Below are 18,764 nucleotides of genomic sequence, written 5' to 3'. Positions count from 1 at the left end.
CCCGGTCGTGCCTTCTCTTTGCAGACCGCGTGCCATGCGGCCGCCTGCCTTGAATGCGCCTAAAAGTTCACACTCAGGCCACACAGTCTGACACTTCTTGTTTGTAAACAACTGTTTCCGAGTGACAAAAAAGTCAGAGTCGCTGGCGGTGACAGCTTTGGTCGCCCCTTGCGCCTCCGCGGAGGCCGGGCCTGCAGGCCTCAGCTGCGCGGATGCCCCGCGCCGTGCACCTCAATCGTCTGCCCCGCCTCCAGCCAGCGCAGTTCGATCCGGTCCCACAGCCGCAACTGGCCCACCAGGGCGTTGACCTCGGCCATGATCTCGGCGGCGGCGGCCGGCTTGGTGTGCGTCACGTAGACGGGGTAGCGGGCCATGGGGGACATCTGCGCCAGCTCTTCCACCAAGGTGGGGGGCGACAGGTGCAGGCTGCGTTCGGCCAGCTGGCGCTCGCGCGTGCTGAAGGCGGTCTCGATCACGAGGGCGCCCACGTCCATCTGGTTGATCCGGCGCCAGAAGGGCTTGTTGCGCTCGGTGTCACCGCTGTAGACCCAGTGCGAATGGCCGTCCGCGCGCCGCACGGCGAAGCCGCAGGCGGGCACGGTGTGCACGGCGGGCAGCACCTCCACCACCTTGGGCGCGCGGCGGCCGAGCATCAGGCTCTGGCCGACGTCGAACTCGACGAAGTGGACCAGCGGCGCATCGCTGCTGGGCAGGGCGGTGAAGTCCGGCCAGACCAGGTTGTTGAACACATGCGCCCGCAGCACCTGCAACGTGGCGCGCAGCCCGTGCACCCGCAGCGGCCGGCGGCGCAGGCTGGCGACCGCGTCCACCATCAGGGGAAGGGCCGCGATGTGGTCCAGGTGCGAGTGGGTCAGCACCACGTCGTCGATCTGCGCCATCTCTTCCAGGGACAGGTCGCCGACGCCGGTGCCGGCATCGACCAGGAGGTCGTCGTCGATCAGGAAGGAGGTGGTCCGTGCGCCCCGGGCGATGGCGCCGGAGCAGCCCAGAACACGCACCTGCAGGCTGTTCATGAAGAGCTCTGAATAAAGGAGGCGATGGAGCCGGGCGGGCACCGCGGCAGGCCGGCTCGCCCGCGGACAGTGCAGGCTAAGGCGTCGGTTGCTGCGGCGCAAAGGACTTCCGTCACGCCGCGCCGGGGCGCGAGTATGCCTGTTCGTCGGGGCCGCACAGGATTGGTTGTCACTAATTTGCAGTTCAGGCCGGCGCCGGTGGGCGAGAGCCCCCAGCGTGCCCCCGGTGCACCGGAGCGGCGGCAGGCGGCCTGGCCGGCGCGGGCCCCTCGGGCGTGTAGATGCGCACGCCCCGCTGGCGCCCGCGCACCTGCACCTCGCCCAGTTCGCGCCAGGGCGCATCCGGCATCAGCGCGCGGGTGTTCTCGCCGACGACGATGGGCACGCCATGGGGCGTGCACAGGCCTTCCAGCCGCGCGGCGAGGTTCACGGCGTCGCCGATCACGGTGTAGCTGCGGCGTAGCGCCGAGCCCATGTTGCCGACCACCACCGGGCCGGTGTTGAGGCCGATGCCGATGGCCACCGCGGGCAGGCCAGCCGCCTCGTGCTGCGCATTGAGCGCGGGCAGCGCGGCGACGATGTCCTGCGCGGCATGCACCGCCCGCGCGGCATGGTCGGCCTGCGCGACCGGTGCGCCCCAGAAGGCCATGAGGCAGTCGCCCATGTATTTGTCGACGGTGCCGCCATGCCGGTTGACGATCTCGGTGAAGCGGGTGAAGACCTCGTGCAGCAGGGCCTGCAAGGTCGTGGGCGCCATGTGCTCGGCCAGGTGGGTGAAGCCCCGCATGTCGCAGAACATGATGGTGAGCACCCGGCTTTCGGCCCGCATGCTGTAGCGGTGCGGCTCGCGGGCCATGTCGTCCACCAGCTGCGGCGGGACATAGGCGCCGAACAGGCGCATCAGTCCCCGGCGCTTGCGGCTTTCCACGAAGTAGCCCCAGCTCATGCTGAGCAGCAGGCCCACGGCGCCGGCCAGCAGCGCGGCGGCCTGGGGCAGCACCAGGCCGCCATGGCGGTAGAGCAGGTCATTGAGCAGCAGCAGCCCGCCGCAGGCCCCCAGCCCGATGGCGAAGCCGGCGGCGGCCGAGCGCCGGGTCACGCCCAGAACCAGCAGCAGGCCGATCACGACCAGACTGGCCCAGGCATAGCCCGGCGCGTAGTCGGGCACATGCGGCAGGCGCCGGTCGAGCAGGCCGGAGAGCACATGGGCATGCACTTCCACCCCCGGCAGGGCCGCGGCGATGGGTGTGGCGCGCAGGTCCTGCAGGCCGGCGGCGCTGGCGCCGACCAGGACGATGCGGTCCCGCAAGGCCGCAGGCGGCAGGCGGCCTTCCAGCACGTCGCGGGCCGAGACATAGCGAAACCGCGGCCCCGCGTCCTCGCCAGAGCGCCGGTAGGGGACGACGAGGCCGCCGTCGGTGCCCACCGGCACGTCCAGGCGGCCGCTGGCGGTCTGCAGCCCCAGGGCGACGAGCCGCGGGGACGCCCCCGGCGCCGTGGCGAGCCGCAGCACCGGTGGCGCGCTGCCGGTGGCGGCCCGGAAGGTCGCCAGGGCCAGCGACTCGTAATAGCCGCCGGGCGCGGTGTCCAGCCGGGCCAGCAGCGGTACGGTGCGCACCACCCCGTCCTGGCCGCGTTGGAAGACGACGTTGATGAAGCCCGGTCGGGCGCCCGTCGTCCGGCCGGGCAGGCTCGCGACCAGCGTGGGCCAGGCCGGAATCCGGGCGGCATCCGGCCCCAGTGCGTCGGCGGGCAGAAGCGGCGCTGGCGGTTGCACGTTGGGTGCGGCGGACGGGTGGTCCGGGGCGCCAGCCTCGCCGTCGAAATGGACGCCCAGCACCACGCGGCCGGGCGCCGCGGCCAGCGCCCGCGCGAATTCGCCATCAGGGTCGAGGGCCGATGCGCGGCGGGCGAGTTCGGCATCGAAGCCGGGCTCGGCCGGCCAGCGGCCGCCCAGCGCCTGCACCAGCGCCGGTCCGCTGGTGCGATCCGCTTCCGCGAACACCATGTCGAAGGCCAGAACGCGCACCTGCTGGCGCTGCGTCAGTTCCTGCGTCAGGCGGGCCAGCCGCTCGCGGCTCCAGGGCCACTGGCCGAAGGCCTTCAGGCTGGGCTCGTCGATGTCGACGATGACGATGCGGGGGTCGATGCCGCGCGGGGCGTGCCAGCGCAGCCGGGCGTCCTGCAGCTGGGCATCGAGCCGATCCACGCCAGGCAGATGCAGCAACCCTGCCGTGTGGGCCAGCCCGGCGAGGAGGGGCAGCAGGGTGATCGCGATGCGCCAGCCATGGCCCCGAAGGCCGCGCAACAGCCTTCCCGGTCCCATGCCGTGGCTCGGTGCCCTGACGTCCGGGCCCTCAGCCCAGCACGAACTGCATGCGGGTGCCGCCCAGCTCCAGGATGTCGCCGTCCTGCAGGGCCGCCGCGCGCGGCTGGAGTGTCTCGCCATTGAGCGTGGCGCTGCCGTCCACGGGTGCCACCACATAGCCCTGCAGGCGACGGGTGACGGCCGCCACCGCCACGCCGGGCTTGCCGATGGTGGTCACTACCTTGCGCAGCACGATCTCGTGGCCCGCCGCCGATCCGCTGAGGATGCGGATGCAGGCCTGCGCCCCGCTGCCGCCTTCCAGCGCCGCCGGCACCGTCTCGCCCTCGGTCAACGGCATGGGTCGCGAGTCGTGCAGCGGTGCGGTGGCGGTCATGCGCAGGTGTGCGCCTTCGTCGATCTCCGCCGTCTGCAGGTAGCGGATCTTGTACTTGCCGACCTCGATCAGGTCGTTGTGCTCCAGCACCTGCTTGCGGATGGCCCGCGAGTTGACGTAGGTGCCGTTGGTGCTGTCCAGGTCCTCGAGGTACACGCTGCTGCCGATCTTGTGCAGCACCGCGTGCTCGCCGCTGATGGCGAGGTTGTCGATGACGATGTCGTTGTAGGGGCGCCGACCGAGCGTGGTGCGTTCCTTGAGCAGGGGCACTTCCTTCAGCACGACGCCATCGATGGCAACTACCAATTTCGGCATGGCCGACACTCCTCAGACCGGACGGGCGCGCAGGCGCAGGACATCAATTTGTAACCGCGAGCGGGCAGGCCCGCAACCTTTCGGATGACATGGGCGGTCAATGGCCGCCGAAGCGTGCCAGGATGACCGACACGTTGTCCTTGCCGCCGTTGTCGTTGGCCACCGTGATCAGCAGGGCGACCTTGTCGGCCAGCGGGATGTCGGGGGTCAGCAGCGACACGAGCTGCTCGTCGGTGACCATGTCGGTCAGGCCGTCCGAGCACAGCAGGTACAGGTCGCCGCGCTGCGCGGGCTCGTGCAGCAGATCCACCTCCACCTCGGCGCCGATGCCCAGTGCGCGCGTCACCAGGTTGCGATGCGGCGAGGCGAGGGCCTCCTGGGCCGTCATGAGGCCGGCGTCGATCTGGGCCTGCAGGAAGGAATGGTCGCGCGTCAGCGCGGTCAGGCGGCCGCCCCGCAGCCGGTAGCAGCGCGAGTCGCCGATGTGGCCGACCACCGCGCCGCACGGCCCGAATACGGCGCTCACCAGCGTGGTGCCCATGCCGCGCAGGGCGGGGTTGACTGTGCTGGCGTTGAAGACGGCACGGTTGGCCTGAGCGATGCCTTGATGCAAGGCCTTCATGACCGCCCGGCTGCCGGGCGCGTGGCCGGCCTGGGCCAGCCACCGGCCCATGGAGGCCTGCAGCAAGGCCACGGCCATCTCGCTGGCCACCTCGCCGCCGGCATAGCCGCCCATGCCGTCGGCCAGCACCGCCAGACCCAGGCGTGGGTCGAAGGCGATGGAATCCTCGTTGTTGCGACGCAGCCGGCCGGTGTCGGTCTGCGCGGCGAACTCCCAGGGCGGCCCGGCGAGGTCCTGGAGGATGGCAGCCGGGCGCGCCATGGGGCTCAGTGCTGCGCGGCCTGCTGCCGGCCGCGGCTGGCCAGCAGCTTGCCGATCGCCACCACGAGCACGGCGCCGACAGCGGCCGCCACGTAGTGCAGCGCAGGATTGGCGGCCATGGCGTCGTGCAGCGACACGTCGCTCGCCATCGTCTCGCCGCCGACCCAGCCGATCAGGGCTGCACCCAGCAGGATGATGATCGGGAAGCGGTTCATGAGCTTGATCATGAGCGAACTGCCGAAGATCACCAAGGGGATGCTGATGGCCAGGCCCAGCACCAGCAGCACCATGCTGCCGTTGGCGGCCGCGGCCACGGCGATCACGTTGTCCAGGCTCATCACGAGATCGGCGATCAGGATGGTGCGCACGGCGCTGGCCAGGGTCGAATGCTGCTTGCCGCCGCCTTCCTCGCCCTCGTCCTCGCCGCCGAGCAGCTGCACGCCGATCCACAGCAGCAGCAGGCCGCCGATGATCTGCAGGTAGGGCAGGGACAGGAGCTTGACCGCCACGATGGTCAGCACGATGCGCAGCACGACGGCCGCGGCCGAGCCGAGCATGACGGCCTTCTTCTGCTGGTCGGGCGGCAGGGCACGCGCCGCCAGGGCGATCACCACGGCGTTGTCGCCCGAAAGAATGATGTTGATCCAGATGATCTTGAGCAGACCGATCCACAGATCAGGGTTGGAAAGAATCTCCACGGCTTGCTACCTCCACGGTGTAGTGAATTGATGAAGGGCGCCTGCGGTCTCCGACAACCACGGGCGCCCTCCGGCTTTTTTTATGGAGTGGCTGAAGGCACGGCGTTCGTTCGACGCCTCTGGCTTCGCCTGGGATGCGGGCGCCCGCCGGATCGATCGACCGGCTGGGCGCGCCGTCACCCGTTCAGATCAGCGACTTCAGGATGCGGCCCATCTCCGACGGGTTGCGCGTGACCTTGAAACCGCACTCTTCCATGATGGCGAGCTTGGCATCGGCCGTGTCGGCGCCGCCCGAGATCAGCGCGCCGGCATGGCCCATGCGCTTGCCGGGAGGGGCGGTGACGCCGGCGATGAAGCCGACCACCGGCTTCTTCATGTTGGCCTTGCACCATTGGGCTGCTTCGGCCTCGTCCGGGCCGCCGATCTCGCCGATCATGATGACCGCGTCGGTGTCCGGATCGTCGTTGAAGGCCTGCATCACGTCGATGTGCTTGAGGCCGTTGATCGGGTCGCCGCCGATGCCCACGGCCGACGACTGGCCGATGCCCAGCTCGGACAGCTGCGCCACGGCTTCATAGGTCAGCGTGCCGGAGCGCGAGACCACGCCGATGCGGCCCTTCTTGTGGATGTGGCCGGGCATGATGCCGATCTTGATCTCGTCGGGCGTGATCAGGCCGGGGCAGTTGGGGCCCAGCAGCAGCGTCTTCTTGCCGCCCTTGGCTTCCTTGGCCTTCATCTTGTTGCGCACTTCGAGCATGTCGCGGACGGGGATGCCTTCCGTGATGCAGATCGCCAGGTCCAGGTCGGCCTCGACGGCTTCCCAGATGGCGGCGGCAGCGCCCGCCGGCGGCACGTAGATCACCGACACGGTTGCGCCCGTCTGCTGGGCGGCTTCCTTGACCGAGGCGTAGATCGGGATGTTGAAGATCGACTCGCCGGCCTTCTTCGGGTTCACGCCGGCCACGAAGGCGTTCTTGCCATTCGCGTATTCCTGGCACTTCTCGGTGTGGAACTGACCGGTCTTGCCCGTGATGCCCTGGGTGATGACCTTGGTGTCCTTGTTGATGTAGATCGACATGGCTGGTGATTCCTTACTTGACGGCCGCCACGACCTTCTGGGCCGCTTCTGCCATGGTGTCTGCGCTGATGATCGGCAGGCCGGATTCGGCCAGCATCTTCTTGCCCAGCTCTTCGTTCGTGCCCTTCATGCGCACGACCAGCGGCACGGACAGGTTCACGGCCTTGCAGGCGGTGATCACGCCGGTGGCGATGGTGTCGCACTTCATGATGCCGCCGAAGATGTTGACCAGGATGGCCTTCACGTTCTTGTTCTTCAGCATGATCTTGAAGGCCTCGGTGACCTTCTCGGGGGTGGCGCCGCCGCCCACGTCCAGGAAGTTGGCCGGCTCGCCGCCGAACAGCTTGATGGTGTCCATGGTGGCCATGGCCAGGCCGGCACCGTTCACCAGACAGCCGATGTTGCCGTCCAGGCTGATGTAGGCCAGGTCGAACTTGGAGGCCTCGATTTCCGCGGGATCTTCCTCGTCGAGGTCGCGCAGGGCGACGATCTCGGGATGGCGGAACAGCGCGTTGGCGTCGAAGTTGAACTTGGCGTCCAGGGCGATGATGTTGCCCTTGCTGTCACGGTTGAGCGGGTTGATCTCGACCAGCGAGGCGTCCGTCTCCATGTAACAGGTGTAGAGCTTCTTGCAGACGTCGATGAACTGCGCTTCGGAGTCGGCGGGCAGCTGGATGCCCTTGGCCAGTTCCTTGGCCAGCTCGTCGGTCATGCCGGTGAGCGGGTCGACGAAGACCTTGACGATCTTCTCGGGCGTGCTGTGCGCCACTTCCTCGATGTCCATGCCGCCTTCGCTGGAGGCGATGAAGGCCACCTTCTGCGTGCCGCGGTCGGTCACGGCGGAGAGGTAGTACTCCTTCTGGATGTCGGCGCCGTCTTCGATGTACAGGCGGCGGACCTTCTGGCCTTCGGGGCCCGTCTGGTGCGTGACCAGCTGCATGCCGAGGATGTCGGTGGCGCGGGCCTTCACGTCCTCGATCGACTTGGCGACCTTCACGCCGCCGCCCTTGCCGCGGCCGCCGGCGTGGATCTGGGCCTTCACCACCCACACGGGGCCGCCCAGCTTCTGTGCGGCCTCGACCGCTTCTTGCACGGTGAACGCCGGAATGCCGCGCGGCACAGGCACGCCGAACTTGGCAAGGAGTTCCTTGCCTTGGTACTCGTGAATCTTCATGGAAAGAGTCTCTCGGAACGGAGGATGGGAGGTGCTGTTGTCCGCAGGCCACGCCAGCCGGCCGGCCGGGAGCGGCGGAGCAGCCCGCGAATGTATCATGGTGCGCCGCGTCATGGCGGCCTCGCGCCGTTGTGGCGATCACGTAGTCTTCCCACTGTCCATGGGGAGAACACCCCATCGAGGATCCCGCCATGACCCAGGTTTTCATCGACGGCGAGGCCGGCACCACCGGCCTCCAGATCCGCGAACGGCTCACCGGCATGCCCGGCATCGAGCTCGTTAGCATCGCCCCCGAACTGCGCAAGGACGCCGCCGCCAAGCGCGACCTGATGGCGGCTGTCGATCTGGTCATCCTCTGTCTGCACGACGATGCGGCCCGCGAATCCGTGGCGCTGATCGACGGCCTGGGCGGCCGCAAGCCCCGCATCATCGACGCCTCCACCGCGCACCGCGTGGCGCCGGGCTGGGTCTACGGCTTCCCTGAACTCACCGAGGGGCATGCCGCCAAGGTGAAGGCCGCCGAGCGCGTGGCCAACCCCGGCTGCTACGCCACCGGCGCCATCGCCATCGTGCGCCCGCTGGTCGATTCCGGCCTGCTGCCCAAGGACCATCCCATCGCGCTGCCCGCGGTCAGCGGCTATTCGGGCGGCGGCCGCACCATGATCGAGGCCTACGAGGCGGGCACCGCGCCGGCCTTCGAGACCTACGCGCTGGGCCTCAAGCACAAGCACATCCCTGAGATCATGGCCTGCACCGGCCTCACGGCGCGGCCGGTGTTCATCCCCTCGGTGGGCAACTTCCGCCAGGGCATGCTGGTCAATCTGCCGCTGCACCTGGACGCGCTGCCCGGCAAGCCCACGGCGGCCGACCTGCACGACGCGCTGGCCGCCCACTACGCGAAGAGCAACACGCCCGAGCAGTACGTGAAGGTGCTGCCGCCGACGGAAGACGGCAAGCTGGAGCCGCAGGCGCTGAACGACACCAACGACCTCGAGATCCGCGTCTTCCCCAACGAAGACCATCGGCATGCCGTCGTCATCGCCCGCCTGGACAACCTGGGCAAGGGCGCGAGCGGGGCGGCGGTGCAGAACATGCGGCTGATGCTGGGGGTCTGAGCCCCTCAGCGCAGCATCATCGCCATCGCCGAGCAGCAGTTGAGCATGCGCACCGCCGCCTCCATGGTGGGGGCGTCGAAGCGCAGCACGGTGCCGTCCACCCGTTCGAAGCTGGGCCACTGGCAGAACAGGTCGGCATGGGCCGGCGTCTGGGTGTGCAGTTCCACGTTCAGCGGCCCGGGCACGCGCAGCGGTGCGGGCCGGGCATCGGCGGCCGTCGCCACGGCGCGCGCCACGCCTTCGCGGATGGCCGCGCAGGCGGCCTCGGACGACAGCGAGACGCCGCTGTTCATGCCCGTCGCCTCCTTGGTCTGCACGAAGACCGTCCCGGGCAGCCGCGGTGTCGTCTCCGCGATGAAGGCATCGTCCCCGCTGGCCATGAGCACGGGCACGCCATACTCGCCCGCCAGCGCGCCGTAGAGCGTGGCCTCGCTCTGCCACTCGCCGTTGATCCGGATGCCGGCGAAGGCGCCGCTGTTGATGGTGTGGGCCAGGATGCCCGGCGCATGCGCGCGGGCGTGGTAACCCACCATGCACACGCCCGCGGTGCCGGGCCGTTCCGCGCCGGCGACCATGCTCAGATAGCGCGGCTTGCCCTGCACGATGCTGGCGCGCGGATCCAGCCTGGCCGCCGGCATGTTGCGAAAGCTGCCGTGCGAGTCGTTCACCACCACGGCTTCGGCTCCGCCGTCGAAGGCGCCGGCGATGGCGGCGTTGGCCTCGTCGGTCATCCAGAGCCGGGCGCGTTCGTACTCGCCGTTGCCGGGTCGTGTCTGCTCGGGATGGAAGACGCCCGCGACGCCTTCGATGTCGACGGAGATGAGGATGGTGTGGGTCATGGGTTCGGGCGCTTCGCGCAAGGAGTCGACCATCGTCCGATGCGGTGTCGGCAGGAGGAAAGGGCGGATGCGTGCCTCATGCCGAGACCGGCAGCAGCGAACGCGTGAACGCATCCGCCGGCCAGTCGGCCAGCAGTTCGCCCAGGCCGCGCCGCACATGGCCCGCGCGGCCGCGCAGCGTCGACGCATGCCACAGCGAGGACAGGATGGCCTGCTCCACGCTGTCGGCCGCGGCCTGGAAGAAAGAGTCGAGCCGCGCATCGTGCAGCAGCGCGACGGCCGGCATGGGTTGGGCGGCAAGCTGCGGCAGCGTGTAGGCGGTCGACAAGGCCAGCGCGATGTCCCCGCTGCCGTGGCCGAACACCGAGCCGGTACGCGCCAGGCCGGCTCCGGCGCGCAGGGCCAGGCGGCGCAACTGACGCGCGTCCAGTGGCGCGTCGGTGGCCAGCAGCATCAGGATGGAGCCGCGCTCCGGGCCTGTCGCCGGCGCCAGCGCGCCGGACTGCTGCAGCCAGGCGCCAAGCGGCCGGCCTGCCACCTGCAATTGCTCCGGCCGTCCCTGGTTGCTCAGCACCAGCGCGCCGACCGTCCAGCGCAGCGTGCCCGTCTCGTCGGCGATGCGCCGCGATGCGCTGCCGATGCCGCCCTTGAGCCCATGGCACGACATGCCGCGCCCCGCACCCACCGCGCCCTGCGCGAAGCCCGTAGTCGCGGCCTGCCAGGCGGCGAGGTAGTCGGCCTCACCCACGGCGAAGCGCTGCATGTCGCTCAGGAAGCCGTCGTTGCACTCCAGCACCAGCGGATTCAGCGAGGGCCAGCCCCTGCCGCATTCGGGATGGGCCGCGATGCACTGGCGCATCTGTGCCTCGGCCACGGCGGGGACGGCAAAGGTGTTGGTCAGGGCGATGGGCGACTCCAGCACGCCCAGTTCTTCCACCTGCATCAGCCCCAGGCTCTTGCCGAAGCCGTTGAGCACGGCCACGCCGGCCGGCACGCGCTGCAGGTAGGGGCTGCCGGCATGCGGACGCACGACCGTGACGCCGGTGTGCACCTCCTGCTCTGGATCGTCCAGTGTGGCATGGCCAACCATGACGCCGGCCACGTCGGTGATGGCATTGCGGGCACCCGCGGGCAGGGCGCCGATGTGCGGCAGCACCGGGCCGCGCGCCAGCTGGCCGGTGGCGCAGACGCGAGCGCCTTCGTTCGTGACCGGACGGAGGCTCACAGCCGGTCGATCTTCGGGTCCAGCGCGTCGCGCAGGCCGTCGCCCAGCATGTTGAAGGCCAGCACCGTGAAGAAGATGGCCAGCGACGGGAACAGCGCCACATGCGGCGCGTTGACCATGTCGGCCCGCGCCTCGTTGAGCATCGCGCCCCACTCGGGCGTGGGCGGCTGCGCACCCATGCCCAGGAAGGACAGGCTGGCCGCCGTGATGATCGACGTGCCCATGCGCATGGTGAAGTACACGACGATGGCCGACAGCGTCCCGGGCAGGATGTGGCGCAGCAGGATCGTCAGATCGCCCGCGCCGATGCTGCGCGTGGCCTCGATGTAGGTCAGGTTCTTCAGCGCCAGCGTGTTGCCGCGCACCAGCCGCGCGAAGGCCGGCACGCTGAACACCGACACCGCGACCACCACGTTGGTCATGCTGCTGCCCAGGATGGCCACCACCGCGATGGCCAGCAGGATGCCGGGGAAGGCGAACAGCACGTCGCACATGCGCATGATCAGCCGGTCCCACCAGCCGCCATAGAAGCCGGCCACCAGGCCGAGGGCGGTGCCCACCACCGCGCCCAGCGCGACGGAGACGAAGCCCGTGGCCAGCGAGATGCGCGCGCCCATCAGGATGCGGCTGAAGATGTCGCGACCCAGCGGATCGACGCCGAACCAGTGCGCGGCCGAGGGTGGCGTGTTGAGCCGGTCGTAGTCGAAGAAGTTCTCGGCATCGTAGGGCGAGATCCACGGCGCCAGCACGGCCACCACCACCAGCAGCACGATGAAGGCGAGGGCGGCCAGCGCCATCGGCTGGCGCTTGAACTTGCGCCAGAACTCGGACCAGGGCGAGCGCACCGCCAGCGGCGCGCCGCTGGCCGCGGCGGCCGCGGCCGAGGTGTCGGAGGCGGGAAGGGAGGACGAGGAGGACATGGTGCGATGCGAAGCCTGCGTGGGATCGGCAGTCCGGCTCACTTGCCGAAGCGGATGGCCGGGTTGATGAGGCCGTAGAGCACGTCCACCACCAGGTTGATGAGGATGAACTCCAGCGAGAACAGCAGCACCAGCGCCTGGATCACCGGGTAGTCGCGCATGTCCACGGCGTCCACCAGCAGGCGGCCCAGGCCGGGCCAGTTGAAGACGGCCTCCACCACGATGGAGCCGCCCAGCAGGAAGCCGAACTGCAGGCCCATCATGGTCACGACCGGGATCAGCGCATTGCGCAGACAGTGCTTGAACAGGATCCACGACTCGGGCACGCCCTTGGCGCGGGCGGTGCGCACGAAGTCCTCGCCGATCACCTCGATGAAGGAGGCGCGGGTGAATCGCGCCATCACGGCCGCCACGGCCGCGCCCAGCGTGAGCGAAGGCAGGATGTAGTGGCGCCACGAGTCGGCGCCCACGGTGGGCAGCCAGCCCAGCTGCACCGAGAACAGCTGCATCAGCAGCATGCCCAGCGCGAAGGCCGGAAAGGAGATGCCCGAGACGGCCAGGGCCATGCCCAGCCGGTCGGGCCATTGGTTGCGCCACACGGCCGAGGCGATGCCGATGGCCATGCCGAACAGCGTGGCCCACACCATGCTCGTGACCGTCAGCCAGAAGGTGGGCATGAAGCGTGCGCCGATCTCTTCCGACACCGGTCGCTTGGTGCGCAGCGAGGTGCCCAGGTCGCCATGCAGCAGGCGGTTGAAGAAGGCGACGAACTGCTGGGGCAGGGGCTTGTCCAGACCCAGGTCCTGGCGCACCAGTTCCACCGTTTCCGGGCTTGCGTCCACGCCCGCGGCCAGCCGCGCCGGATCGCCGGGCAACAGGTGCACGAACAGAAAGACCAGCACGGCCACGATCAGCAGCGTGGGAGCAAGGCCGAACAGGCGGCGGACGACGTAGTGGAGCATGGAGATACAGGTGGCTCAGGCAGGAAGCGCGGTACGGGCTCAGGCAGATGAAAGGCGCGGGTGGCGGCGGACCGCGCCGCGGCACTTGAAGCGCACTTTCAAAGATCAAGCGGCCGCGGAGCAGGCCCCGCCAGTGCACCCGCGGAACCGGCTTTGCCGGGCTGCCGGGTGCGCCCCTTGAGGGGTAGGCAGCTACACGAAGTGAGCAAGCAACGGGGAGGGCCTTGTGCTCAAGCAACGGGGGTGTTACTTGAGTTCCACTTCGTCGAAGTTGAAGCTGCCGTCCGGAATCACATAGAAGCCCGCCAGGTTGCGCGCACGCACCGACAGCAGCTGCTCGGTCACCAGGAAGGCCCAGGGTGCGTCCTTCCAGATGCGTTGCTGCGCATCGGCGTAGATCTTGGCCTTCTCGGTGTTGTCGGTGGTCACCAGCGCCTTCTGGATGTCCGCATCGACCTGCTCGTTCTTGTAGTAGGCCGTGTTGAACAGCTTGGGCGGGAAGGACTCCGAGGCCAGCAGCGGGCGCAGCGCCCAGTCGGCCTCGCCGGTCGAGGAGGACCAGCCCACGTAGTACATGCGCACCGGCGCGGTGGCCGGGTCCTGTGCGCTCTCCACGCGCTCCACGCGCTGGCCGGCCTCCAGCGCCTGCACCTGCACCTTGATGCCGACCTGCGCCAGCTGCTGCTGCACGAACTGGATCACCTTCTGCGCGGTGCTGTAGTTGTAGGCGCTCCACAGCGTGCTCTCGAAGCCGTTGGGGTAGCCCGCCTCCTTCAGCAGCTCGCGCGCCTTCTTCGGGTCATAGGGCCAGGGGCCGAGCTTGGTGTTGTACTGCACACCCTTGGGCAGCACGCCTTCGGCCGGGATCGCGTAGCCCGAGAACGCCACCTTGGCCAGGGCTTCCTTGTTGATCGCGTAGTTGATCGCCTCGCGCACCTTCGGGTTGTCGAAGGGCTTCTGCTGCACGTTCATCGAGATGTAGCGCTGGATGATCGACGGGGCGCTCGTCACCTCCAGGCTGGGCTTGGCCTGCAGCGTGGCAGCCGCTTCGGGCGGCATCGGGAAAGCGAAGTGCGCCTCGTTGGTCTGCATCATCGCGGCGCGGGTGTTGTTGTCCACCACCGGACGCCAGGTGATCGAGTCGATCTTGGGGTAACCCTTGCGCCAGTAGCCGTCGAACTTGGCGACCTTCAGGTAGTCGGTGGACTTCCACTCCACGAACTTGAACGGGCCCGTGCCCACCGGGTTCTGCGCGATGCCCTTGCTGCCGTACTTGGCCAGCGCGGCCGGCGAGATGATCACCGCCGAGGGATGGGCCAGCGAGTTGATGAAGGGCGAGAAGGCTTCCTTCAGGGTGAAGCGCACCGTGGTCGGGTCCACCGCCTCGGTCTTGGCGATGTTCTTGTACAGGTTGTAGCGCTTGAGCTTGTTGTCCGGGTTGGTCACGCGGTCGAAGGTGGCCTTCACCGCCTCGGCGTTGAAGTCGGTGCCGTCGTGGAACTTGATGCCGGTCTTGAGCTTGACCGTGTAGACCAGGCCGTCCTTGCTGACGGTGTAGCCGGTGGCCAGCACCGGCTGCATCTTCATGTCCTTGTCGAAGCCGAACAGGCCCTGGTAGAAGGACTTGGCCACCGCCTGCGACAGCGTGTCGTTGGCATCGTAGGGGTCGGTGGTGGTGAAGTTGGACTGCACGGCCACGACGATGTCCTTGGCGGCGTGGGCCGAGGCGGCGAAGCCCGCCAGCCCGGCCAGGGCCAGGGCGGCGGCGATGCGGTGGGGACGCTGTTGTTGCATGCGAAGCTCCTTCAGAAGACGAGGGGGACGGAAAAGGGAAAGGCGCACCGGGCGTCAGCCCTGCGGCGGCGCCACGAAATGATCGGGGCCGACCTGCACCAGCGGCGGCACGTCGGGCTCATGGCCGGCCGGGAAGATGGGGCTCGGGATCTCGCCCTGCAGCAGCGCCCGCGGCTGGTGGCGGCGCGACGGGTCGGCCACCGGCACCGCGCTCATCAGCTTGCGGGTGTAGGGATGCTGCGGGTTCTCGAACACCGCGCGGCGCGGGCCGATCTCCACGATGCGGCCCAGGTACATCACGGCCACACGGTGGGCGATGCGCTCCACCACCGCCATGTCGTGCGAGATGAAGAGGTAGGCCATGCCCATCTCGCGCTGCAGCTCGAGCATCAGGTTGACGATCTGCGCCTGGATCGACACGTCCAGCGCCGACACGGCCTCGTCCGCCACCACCACCTTGGGCTGCAGCGCCAGGGCCCGCGCGATGGCGATGCGCTGACGCTGGCCGCCGGAGAACTCGTGCGGATAGCGCTGCGCATGCTCGGGCGCCAGGCCCACGCGGGTGAGCAGCGCCTCCACGCGGGCGCGGGCCTCGTCGCGCGTGGCCAGGCCGTGCACCAGCAGCGGCTCCATGATCGAGAAGCCCACGGTCAGCCGCGGATCGAGCGAGGCATACGGGTCCTGGAAGATGAACTGGATGTCGCGCCGAAGCGCCTGCACCTCGGCCGGCTTGAGCGCCAGCACGTCGCGGCCGTCGAAGCGAATGCTGCCGCGCTGGCTCTCCACCAGGCGCAGCAGCGAGCGGCCGGTGGTGCTCTTGCCGCAACCCGATTCGCCCACCAGCGCCAGCGTCTCGCCGGCGCGCAGGTCGAAGCTCACCTTCTCCACCGCATGCACCTCGCGCGTCACGCGCTGCAGCCAGCCGCCGCGCAGCGCAAAGCGCGTGACCAGGTCGCGCACCTGCAGGAGGGGCTCGGCGTCGTGGCGCACGGTGTCGTGCTCGGGCCGGGGCGAAGCAGCCTCGTCCGCCGCATCCACGCGCAGCAGCTCGAAAGGCGCCGGCCGGTCGGTGCCCTGCATGGCGCCCAGCCGCGGCACGGCCGACAGCAGGGCGCGGGTGTAGGGATGGGCGGGCGCCGCGAAGAGCGGCGCCGCCGGGCCTTCCTCGACCTTGTCGCCGCGGTACATCACCAGCACGCGGTCGGCCACCTCGGCCACCACACCCATGTCGTGCGTGATGAAGACCACGCCCATCTGCATCTCGCGCTGCAGCTCGGCGATGAGGGCCAGGATCTGCGCCTGGATGGTCACGTCCAGCGCCGTCGTCGGCTCGTCGGCGATCAGCAGCTGCGGCTTGCACGACAGCGCCATGGCGATCATCACGCGCTGGCGCATGCCGCCCGACAGCTGGTGCGGATAGCGGCGCAGCACCTCGCGCGCCTCGGGGATGCGCACCAGCTCCAGCATGCGCAGCGCCTCGGCGCGGGCGGCCGTCTGGCTCTTGCCCTGGTGGATGGCGATGGCCTCGGCGATCTGGTCCCCGGCGGTGAAGACGGGGTTGAGCGAGGTCATCGGCTCCTGGAAGATCATGGCGATGTCCGCGCCGCGGATGCCGCGCATCGTCGCCTGCGAGGCCTGTGCCAGGTCCAGCACCTCGCCATTGCGCCGGCGCAGGGCCATGCGCCCGTTCAGGATGTGGCCGCCGCCGTAGTCGACCAGCCGCATCAGCGCCAGCGAGGTGACGGACTTGCCCGAGCCCGACTCGCCCACGATGGCCAGCGTCTCGCCGCGGTCCACGTGGAAGCCCAGGTGCTTGACCGCATCGACGGTGCGCTCGCGCGTGGCGAAGCGCACGCTCAGGTCGTCGACCTGCAGCACGCGGCCTTCGGGAAGGGCGACGCCCGCGCGGGTGGCGGCGGGCGCCTCGGCAATGGCAGTGCTCATGGGGATTCAGCGGTGGATGGCGGTGACGGGCGCGTCGGCGCCGCGCACGTAGGCACGGTACATGCCCTCGGTGTTGAAGGGCAGGGCGAGGTTTCCATGACGGTCCACGGCGATCAGCCCGCCGGTGCCGCCCAGGGCAGGCAGGCTCTGGTGGACCACCGCGTCAGCCGCGTCGGCCAGCGACTGGCCGGCATAGCGCATGCGCGCGCAGACGTCGTAGGCGGCGGCGGTGCGGATGAACATCTCGCCACTGCCGGTGCAGGAGATCGCTGCATAGCGGTCGTCGGCATAGGTGCCGGCGCCGATCAGCGGCGAGTCGCCGATTCGGCCGACGCGCTTGTTGGTCATGCCACCGGTGGAGGTGGCGGCGGCCAGGTGGCCGTGCCGGTCGACAGCGACGGCGCCGACCGTGCCCATCTTTCGGTCCTCGTCCAGCGGCGTGCGCGGCTTCCCGGAAGCCTCGGCCACGGCGGAGGCGCCGTCGTGGTCCAGCACCACGCGGCCGGCGTCGCGCACGCGCGCCAGCTGCTCGCGCCGCATGGGCGTGGAGAAGTAGCTGGGGTCGACGAAGGCCAGCCCGCGCTCCTGCGCGAAGGCCTCGGCACCGGCGCCGGCCAGCAGCACATGGGCGCCGTCCTCCATCACGGCGCGCGCCGTGTGCACCGGATTGCGCAGCCGGCTCACGCCGGCGATGGCGCCCGCGCGCAGGTCGCGGCCGTCCATCACGGCGGCGTCCAGCTCGTGCGTGGCGGCATGCGTGAACACGGCGCCGTGGCCGGCGTTGAACAGCGGGCAGTCCTCCAGCATCTGCACGGCCAGGCAGACGGCGTCGAGCGCGCTGCCGCCGTCCAGCAGCAGCGCCTGGGCGGCGGTGGCGATGTCGTGCAGTGCCTGGTGGTAGCCGAGGGCGTCCTGGGCACTCAGGCTGGCGGCCGTGATGGTGCCGGCGCCGCCGTGCAGCGCGAGGGCGGGAAGGGTCATGCGGAAAGGTCCTTGGGGTCGACGCCGCGGCGGCCGGTGCGGGTGTTCCAGATCCACGGCGCGATGGCCTCGGCCGTGCCGCGAACGGCCTGCAGCGCTTCGCGGCTCTGCAGCGACAGGGCAATGATCAGCGCCTCGATCAGCGCCAGGGCGCTGCTCTCGCAGTTGGCACGGAAGCGGCTACGGGCCTGGGCGAAGAGAGCCACGTCGGCCAGCGGCGCCAGGGGCGACGCCGCATGGTCGGTAATGGCGAGCACCGGCGTGCCGCGGGCGCGCGCCTGTTCGGCCAGCGCGACCGTGTCGGCCAGGTAACGGGGAAAACTGATGGCCACCACCAGGTCCTGCGGCGTGCTGCGGGCCAGTGCGCGCGCGGCGTGGGTGGCACCCGCGGCACTGGCCAGCAGGCGCACGTCGCCGCAATGGGTTTCCAGCCCGTGCTGGAGCAGCCCACCCAGCCACGCGCTGGCGCCGTAGCCGGCGATGTAGATGGTGCGTGCCTCGCGCAGCAGCGCCACGGCGGCCTCGCAGGCCTGGGGCGTGAGTGCCTGGCGGGTGCCCTCGATGTTCTGGCGGCATTCCTCCAGCGCGCTGGCGAACGCGTCCGCCGCGCTGGCCGGGCCGGACTCGACCTGGCTGCGCAACTGTTCGACCGGCGCCAGCAGCGCCTCGAAGCCGTGCACCAGCTCGGCCCGGAAGGCCGGGTAGCCGTCGAAACCCAGCGCCCGCGCGAAGCGGTTGGCCGTGGCCACCGACACGCCCGCGCGCGCCGCCAGCTCGTCGATGGAGAGCGTGGCCACCTGCAGCGGCTGGGCCAGCACCACATCCGCCACCTGCCGATGCAGGCGCGACAGCTGCGGCCGCGCCTGCGCGATGCGCTGGGCGACGGAATGGGTGCCATGGGGCGCTGACGAGGCGGGGACAGAACGGGTGAGCACGGAAATGGGGCGGATTTGAAAGCGAATTTACACGCTTGGTGCATCCGAAGAAAACTTTTGATCGTTTTCGTGTGCCTGCAGCAAGCTTCGGACCAGCGGTTGCAGAGCCGGAGCACGCCGCTTGGGCTGCCAGCGTGCGGGTGCACTTCAGCGATCGTTGCGCTT

At 69.7% G+C, this 18,764-nt stretch carries 16 protein-coding genes; 1 reads left to right on the top strand and 15 read right to left on the bottom strand.

The genetic code is table 11. From position 1 onward, the window contains the following. Nucleotides 1–200: 200 nt before the first annotated feature. The 7 genes from ACT54X_RS25895 to sucC form a co-directional block, all read right to left on the bottom strand. On the bottom strand, nt 201–1,025 hold the full coding sequence (locus ACT54X_RS25895; RefSeq protein ID WP_294376779.1) for an MBL fold metallo-hydrolase: 825 nt from the start codon (nt 1,023–1,025) through the stop codon (nt 201–203). Nucleotides 1,026–1,218: 193 nt separating this feature from the next. Further along, nucleotides 1,219–3,360, bottom strand: coding sequence for a CHASE2 domain-containing protein (locus ACT54X_RS25890; RefSeq protein ID WP_476349458.1), 2,142 nt, complete (start codon nt 3,358–3,360; stop codon nt 1,219–1,221). Between the two features lie 31 nt (nt 3,361–3,391). Then, entirely contained in the window at nt 3,392–4,051 is a 660-nt protein-coding gene (locus tag ACT54X_RS25885) for an FHA domain-containing protein (RefSeq protein ID WP_017761549.1), read from the bottom strand. Between the two features lie 97 nt (nt 4,052–4,148). Next, entirely contained in the window at nt 4,149–4,934 is a 786-nt protein-coding gene (locus tag ACT54X_RS25880; RefSeq protein WP_294376497.1) for a Stp1/IreP family PP2C-type Ser/Thr phosphatase, read from the bottom strand. Between the two features lie 5 nt (nt 4,935–4,939). Then, the gene (locus ACT54X_RS25875) at nt 4,940–5,632 is read right to left on the bottom strand and encodes a TerC family protein (protein ID WP_294376495.1); all 693 of its coding nucleotides are present in this window, start codon (nt 5,630–5,632) and stop codon (nt 4,940–4,942) included. Nucleotides 5,633–5,816: 184 nt separating this feature from the next. Further along, on the bottom strand, nt 5,817–6,710 hold the full coding sequence (sucD, locus tag ACT54X_RS25870; protein WP_076507033.1) for a succinate--CoA ligase subunit alpha: 894 nt from the start codon (nt 6,708–6,710) through the stop codon (nt 5,817–5,819). A 13-nt stretch (nt 6,711–6,723) separates the two neighbouring features. After that, complete coding sequence (gene sucC, locus ACT54X_RS25865) at nt 6,724–7,884, bottom strand: ADP-forming succinate--CoA ligase subunit beta (RefSeq protein ID WP_114801612.1); 1,161 nt, start codon at nt 7,882–7,884, stop codon at nt 6,724–6,726. 191 nt (nt 7,885–8,075) lie between these two features. Between sucC and argC the strand changes: the two genes are divergently transcribed. Further along, nucleotides 8,076–8,999 (top strand): N-acetyl-gamma-glutamyl-phosphate reductase, encoded by a 924-nt coding sequence (gene argC, locus ACT54X_RS25860; protein WP_294378868.1) that lies wholly within the window; start codon nt 8,076–8,078, stop codon nt 8,997–8,999. A gap of 5 nt (nt 9,000–9,004) precedes the next feature. On the opposite strand, the gene ACT54X_RS25855 is transcribed toward argC, so the two are convergent. The 8 genes from ACT54X_RS25855 to ACT54X_RS25820 all read right to left on the bottom strand — a co-directional run bounded on the left by ACT54X_RS25855 (nt 9,005) and on the right by ACT54X_RS25820 (nt 18,599). Then, the gene (locus ACT54X_RS25855) at nt 9,005–9,838 is read right to left on the bottom strand and encodes a M55 family metallopeptidase (RefSeq protein ID WP_294378866.1); all 834 of its coding nucleotides are present in this window, start codon (nt 9,836–9,838) and stop codon (nt 9,005–9,007) included. 76 nt (nt 9,839–9,914) lie between these two features. After that, entirely contained in the window at nt 9,915–10,991 is a 1,077-nt protein-coding gene (locus ACT54X_RS25850; RefSeq protein ID WP_294378874.1) for a P1 family peptidase, read from the bottom strand. Between the two features lie 68 nt (nt 10,992–11,059). Beyond that, complete coding sequence (gsiD, locus tag ACT54X_RS25845; protein ID WP_294378864.1) at nt 11,060–11,983, bottom strand: glutathione ABC transporter permease GsiD; 924 nt, start codon at nt 11,981–11,983, stop codon at nt 11,060–11,062. A gap of 38 nt (nt 11,984–12,021) precedes the next feature. Further along, nucleotides 12,022–12,945: a glutathione ABC transporter permease GsiC gene (gsiC, locus tag ACT54X_RS25840; protein WP_114801611.1), complete on the bottom strand. Its 924-nt coding sequence runs from the start codon at nt 12,943–12,945 to the stop codon at nt 12,022–12,024. 246 nt (nt 12,946–13,191) lie between these two features. After that, on the bottom strand, nt 13,192–14,739 hold the full coding sequence (gene gsiB / locus ACT54X_RS25835) for a glutathione ABC transporter substrate-binding protein GsiB (RefSeq protein WP_294378862.1): 1,548 nt from the start codon (nt 14,737–14,739) through the stop codon (nt 13,192–13,194). Nucleotides 14,740–14,793: 54 nt separating this feature from the next. Beyond that, on the bottom strand, nt 14,794–16,683 hold the full coding sequence (locus tag ACT54X_RS25830) for a dipeptide ABC transporter ATP-binding protein (RefSeq protein WP_476349454.1): 1,890 nt from the start codon (nt 16,681–16,683) through the stop codon (nt 14,794–14,796). A 6-nt stretch (nt 16,684–16,689) separates the two neighbouring features. After that, nucleotides 16,690–17,664 carry an isoaspartyl peptidase/L-asparaginase family protein gene (locus tag ACT54X_RS25825; RefSeq protein ID WP_476349452.1) on the bottom strand — a complete coding sequence of 325 codons (975 nt, stop codon included), beginning with the start codon at nt 17,662–17,664 and terminating at the stop codon, nt 16,690–16,692. Beyond that, nucleotides 17,661–18,599 carry a MurR/RpiR family transcriptional regulator gene (locus ACT54X_RS25820; RefSeq protein WP_294378856.1) on the bottom strand — a complete coding sequence of 313 codons (939 nt, stop codon included), beginning with the start codon at nt 18,597–18,599 and terminating at the stop codon, nt 17,661–17,663. The genes ACT54X_RS25825 and ACT54X_RS25820 overlap by 4 nt, the downstream gene beginning before the upstream one ends. Nucleotides 18,600–18,764 lie beyond the last annotated feature (165 nt).

Source organism: Pseudacidovorax sp. DMC4 (assembly GCF_056314265.1).
The sequence above is the reverse complement of the archived record's forward strand: the minus strand, read 5'-3'. Positions and strand labels throughout refer to the sequence as shown.

Coding starts and splice junctions, on each gene's coding strand:
- ACT54X_RS25890 (WP_476349458.1), bottom strand. CDS start 3,360: ATGGGACCGGGAAGGCTGTTGCGCGGCCTTCGGGGCCATGGCTGGCGC.
- ACT54X_RS25885 (WP_017761549.1), bottom strand. CDS start 4,051: ATGCCGAAATTGGTAGTTGCCATCGATGGCGTCGTGCTGAAGGAAGTG.
- ACT54X_RS25880 (WP_294376497.1), bottom strand. CDS start 4,934: ATGGCGCGCCCGGCTGCCATCCTCCAGGACCTCGCCGGGCCGCCCTGG.
- sucD (WP_076507033.1), bottom strand. CDS start 6,710: ATGTCGATCTACATCAACAAGGACACCAAGGTCATCACCCAGGGCATC.
- sucC (WP_114801612.1), bottom strand. CDS start 7,884: ATGAAGATTCACGAGTACCAAGGCAAGGAACTCCTTGCCAAGTTCGGC.
- argC (WP_294378868.1), top strand. CDS start 8,076: ATGACCCAGGTTTTCATCGACGGCGAGGCCGGCACCACCGGCCTCCAG.
- ACT54X_RS25855 (WP_294378866.1), bottom strand. CDS start 9,838: ATGACCCACACCATCCTCATCTCCGTCGACATCGAAGGCGTCGCGGGC.
- gsiD (WP_294378864.1), bottom strand. CDS start 11,983: ATGTCCTCCTCGTCCTCCCTTCCCGCCTCCGACACCTCGGCCGCGGCC.
- gsiC (WP_114801611.1), bottom strand. CDS start 12,945: ATGCTCCACTACGTCGTCCGCCGCCTGTTCGGCCTTGCTCCCACGCTG.
- gsiB (WP_294378862.1), bottom strand. CDS start 14,739: ATGCAACAACAGCGTCCCCACCGCATCGCCGCCGCCCTGGCCCTGGCC.
- ACT54X_RS25830 (WP_476349454.1), bottom strand. CDS start 16,683: ATGAGCACTGCCATTGCCGAGGCGCCCGCCGCCACCCGCGCGGGCGTC.
- ACT54X_RS25825 (WP_476349452.1), bottom strand. CDS start 17,664: ATGACCCTTCCCGCCCTCGCGCTGCACGGCGGCGCCGGCACCATCACG.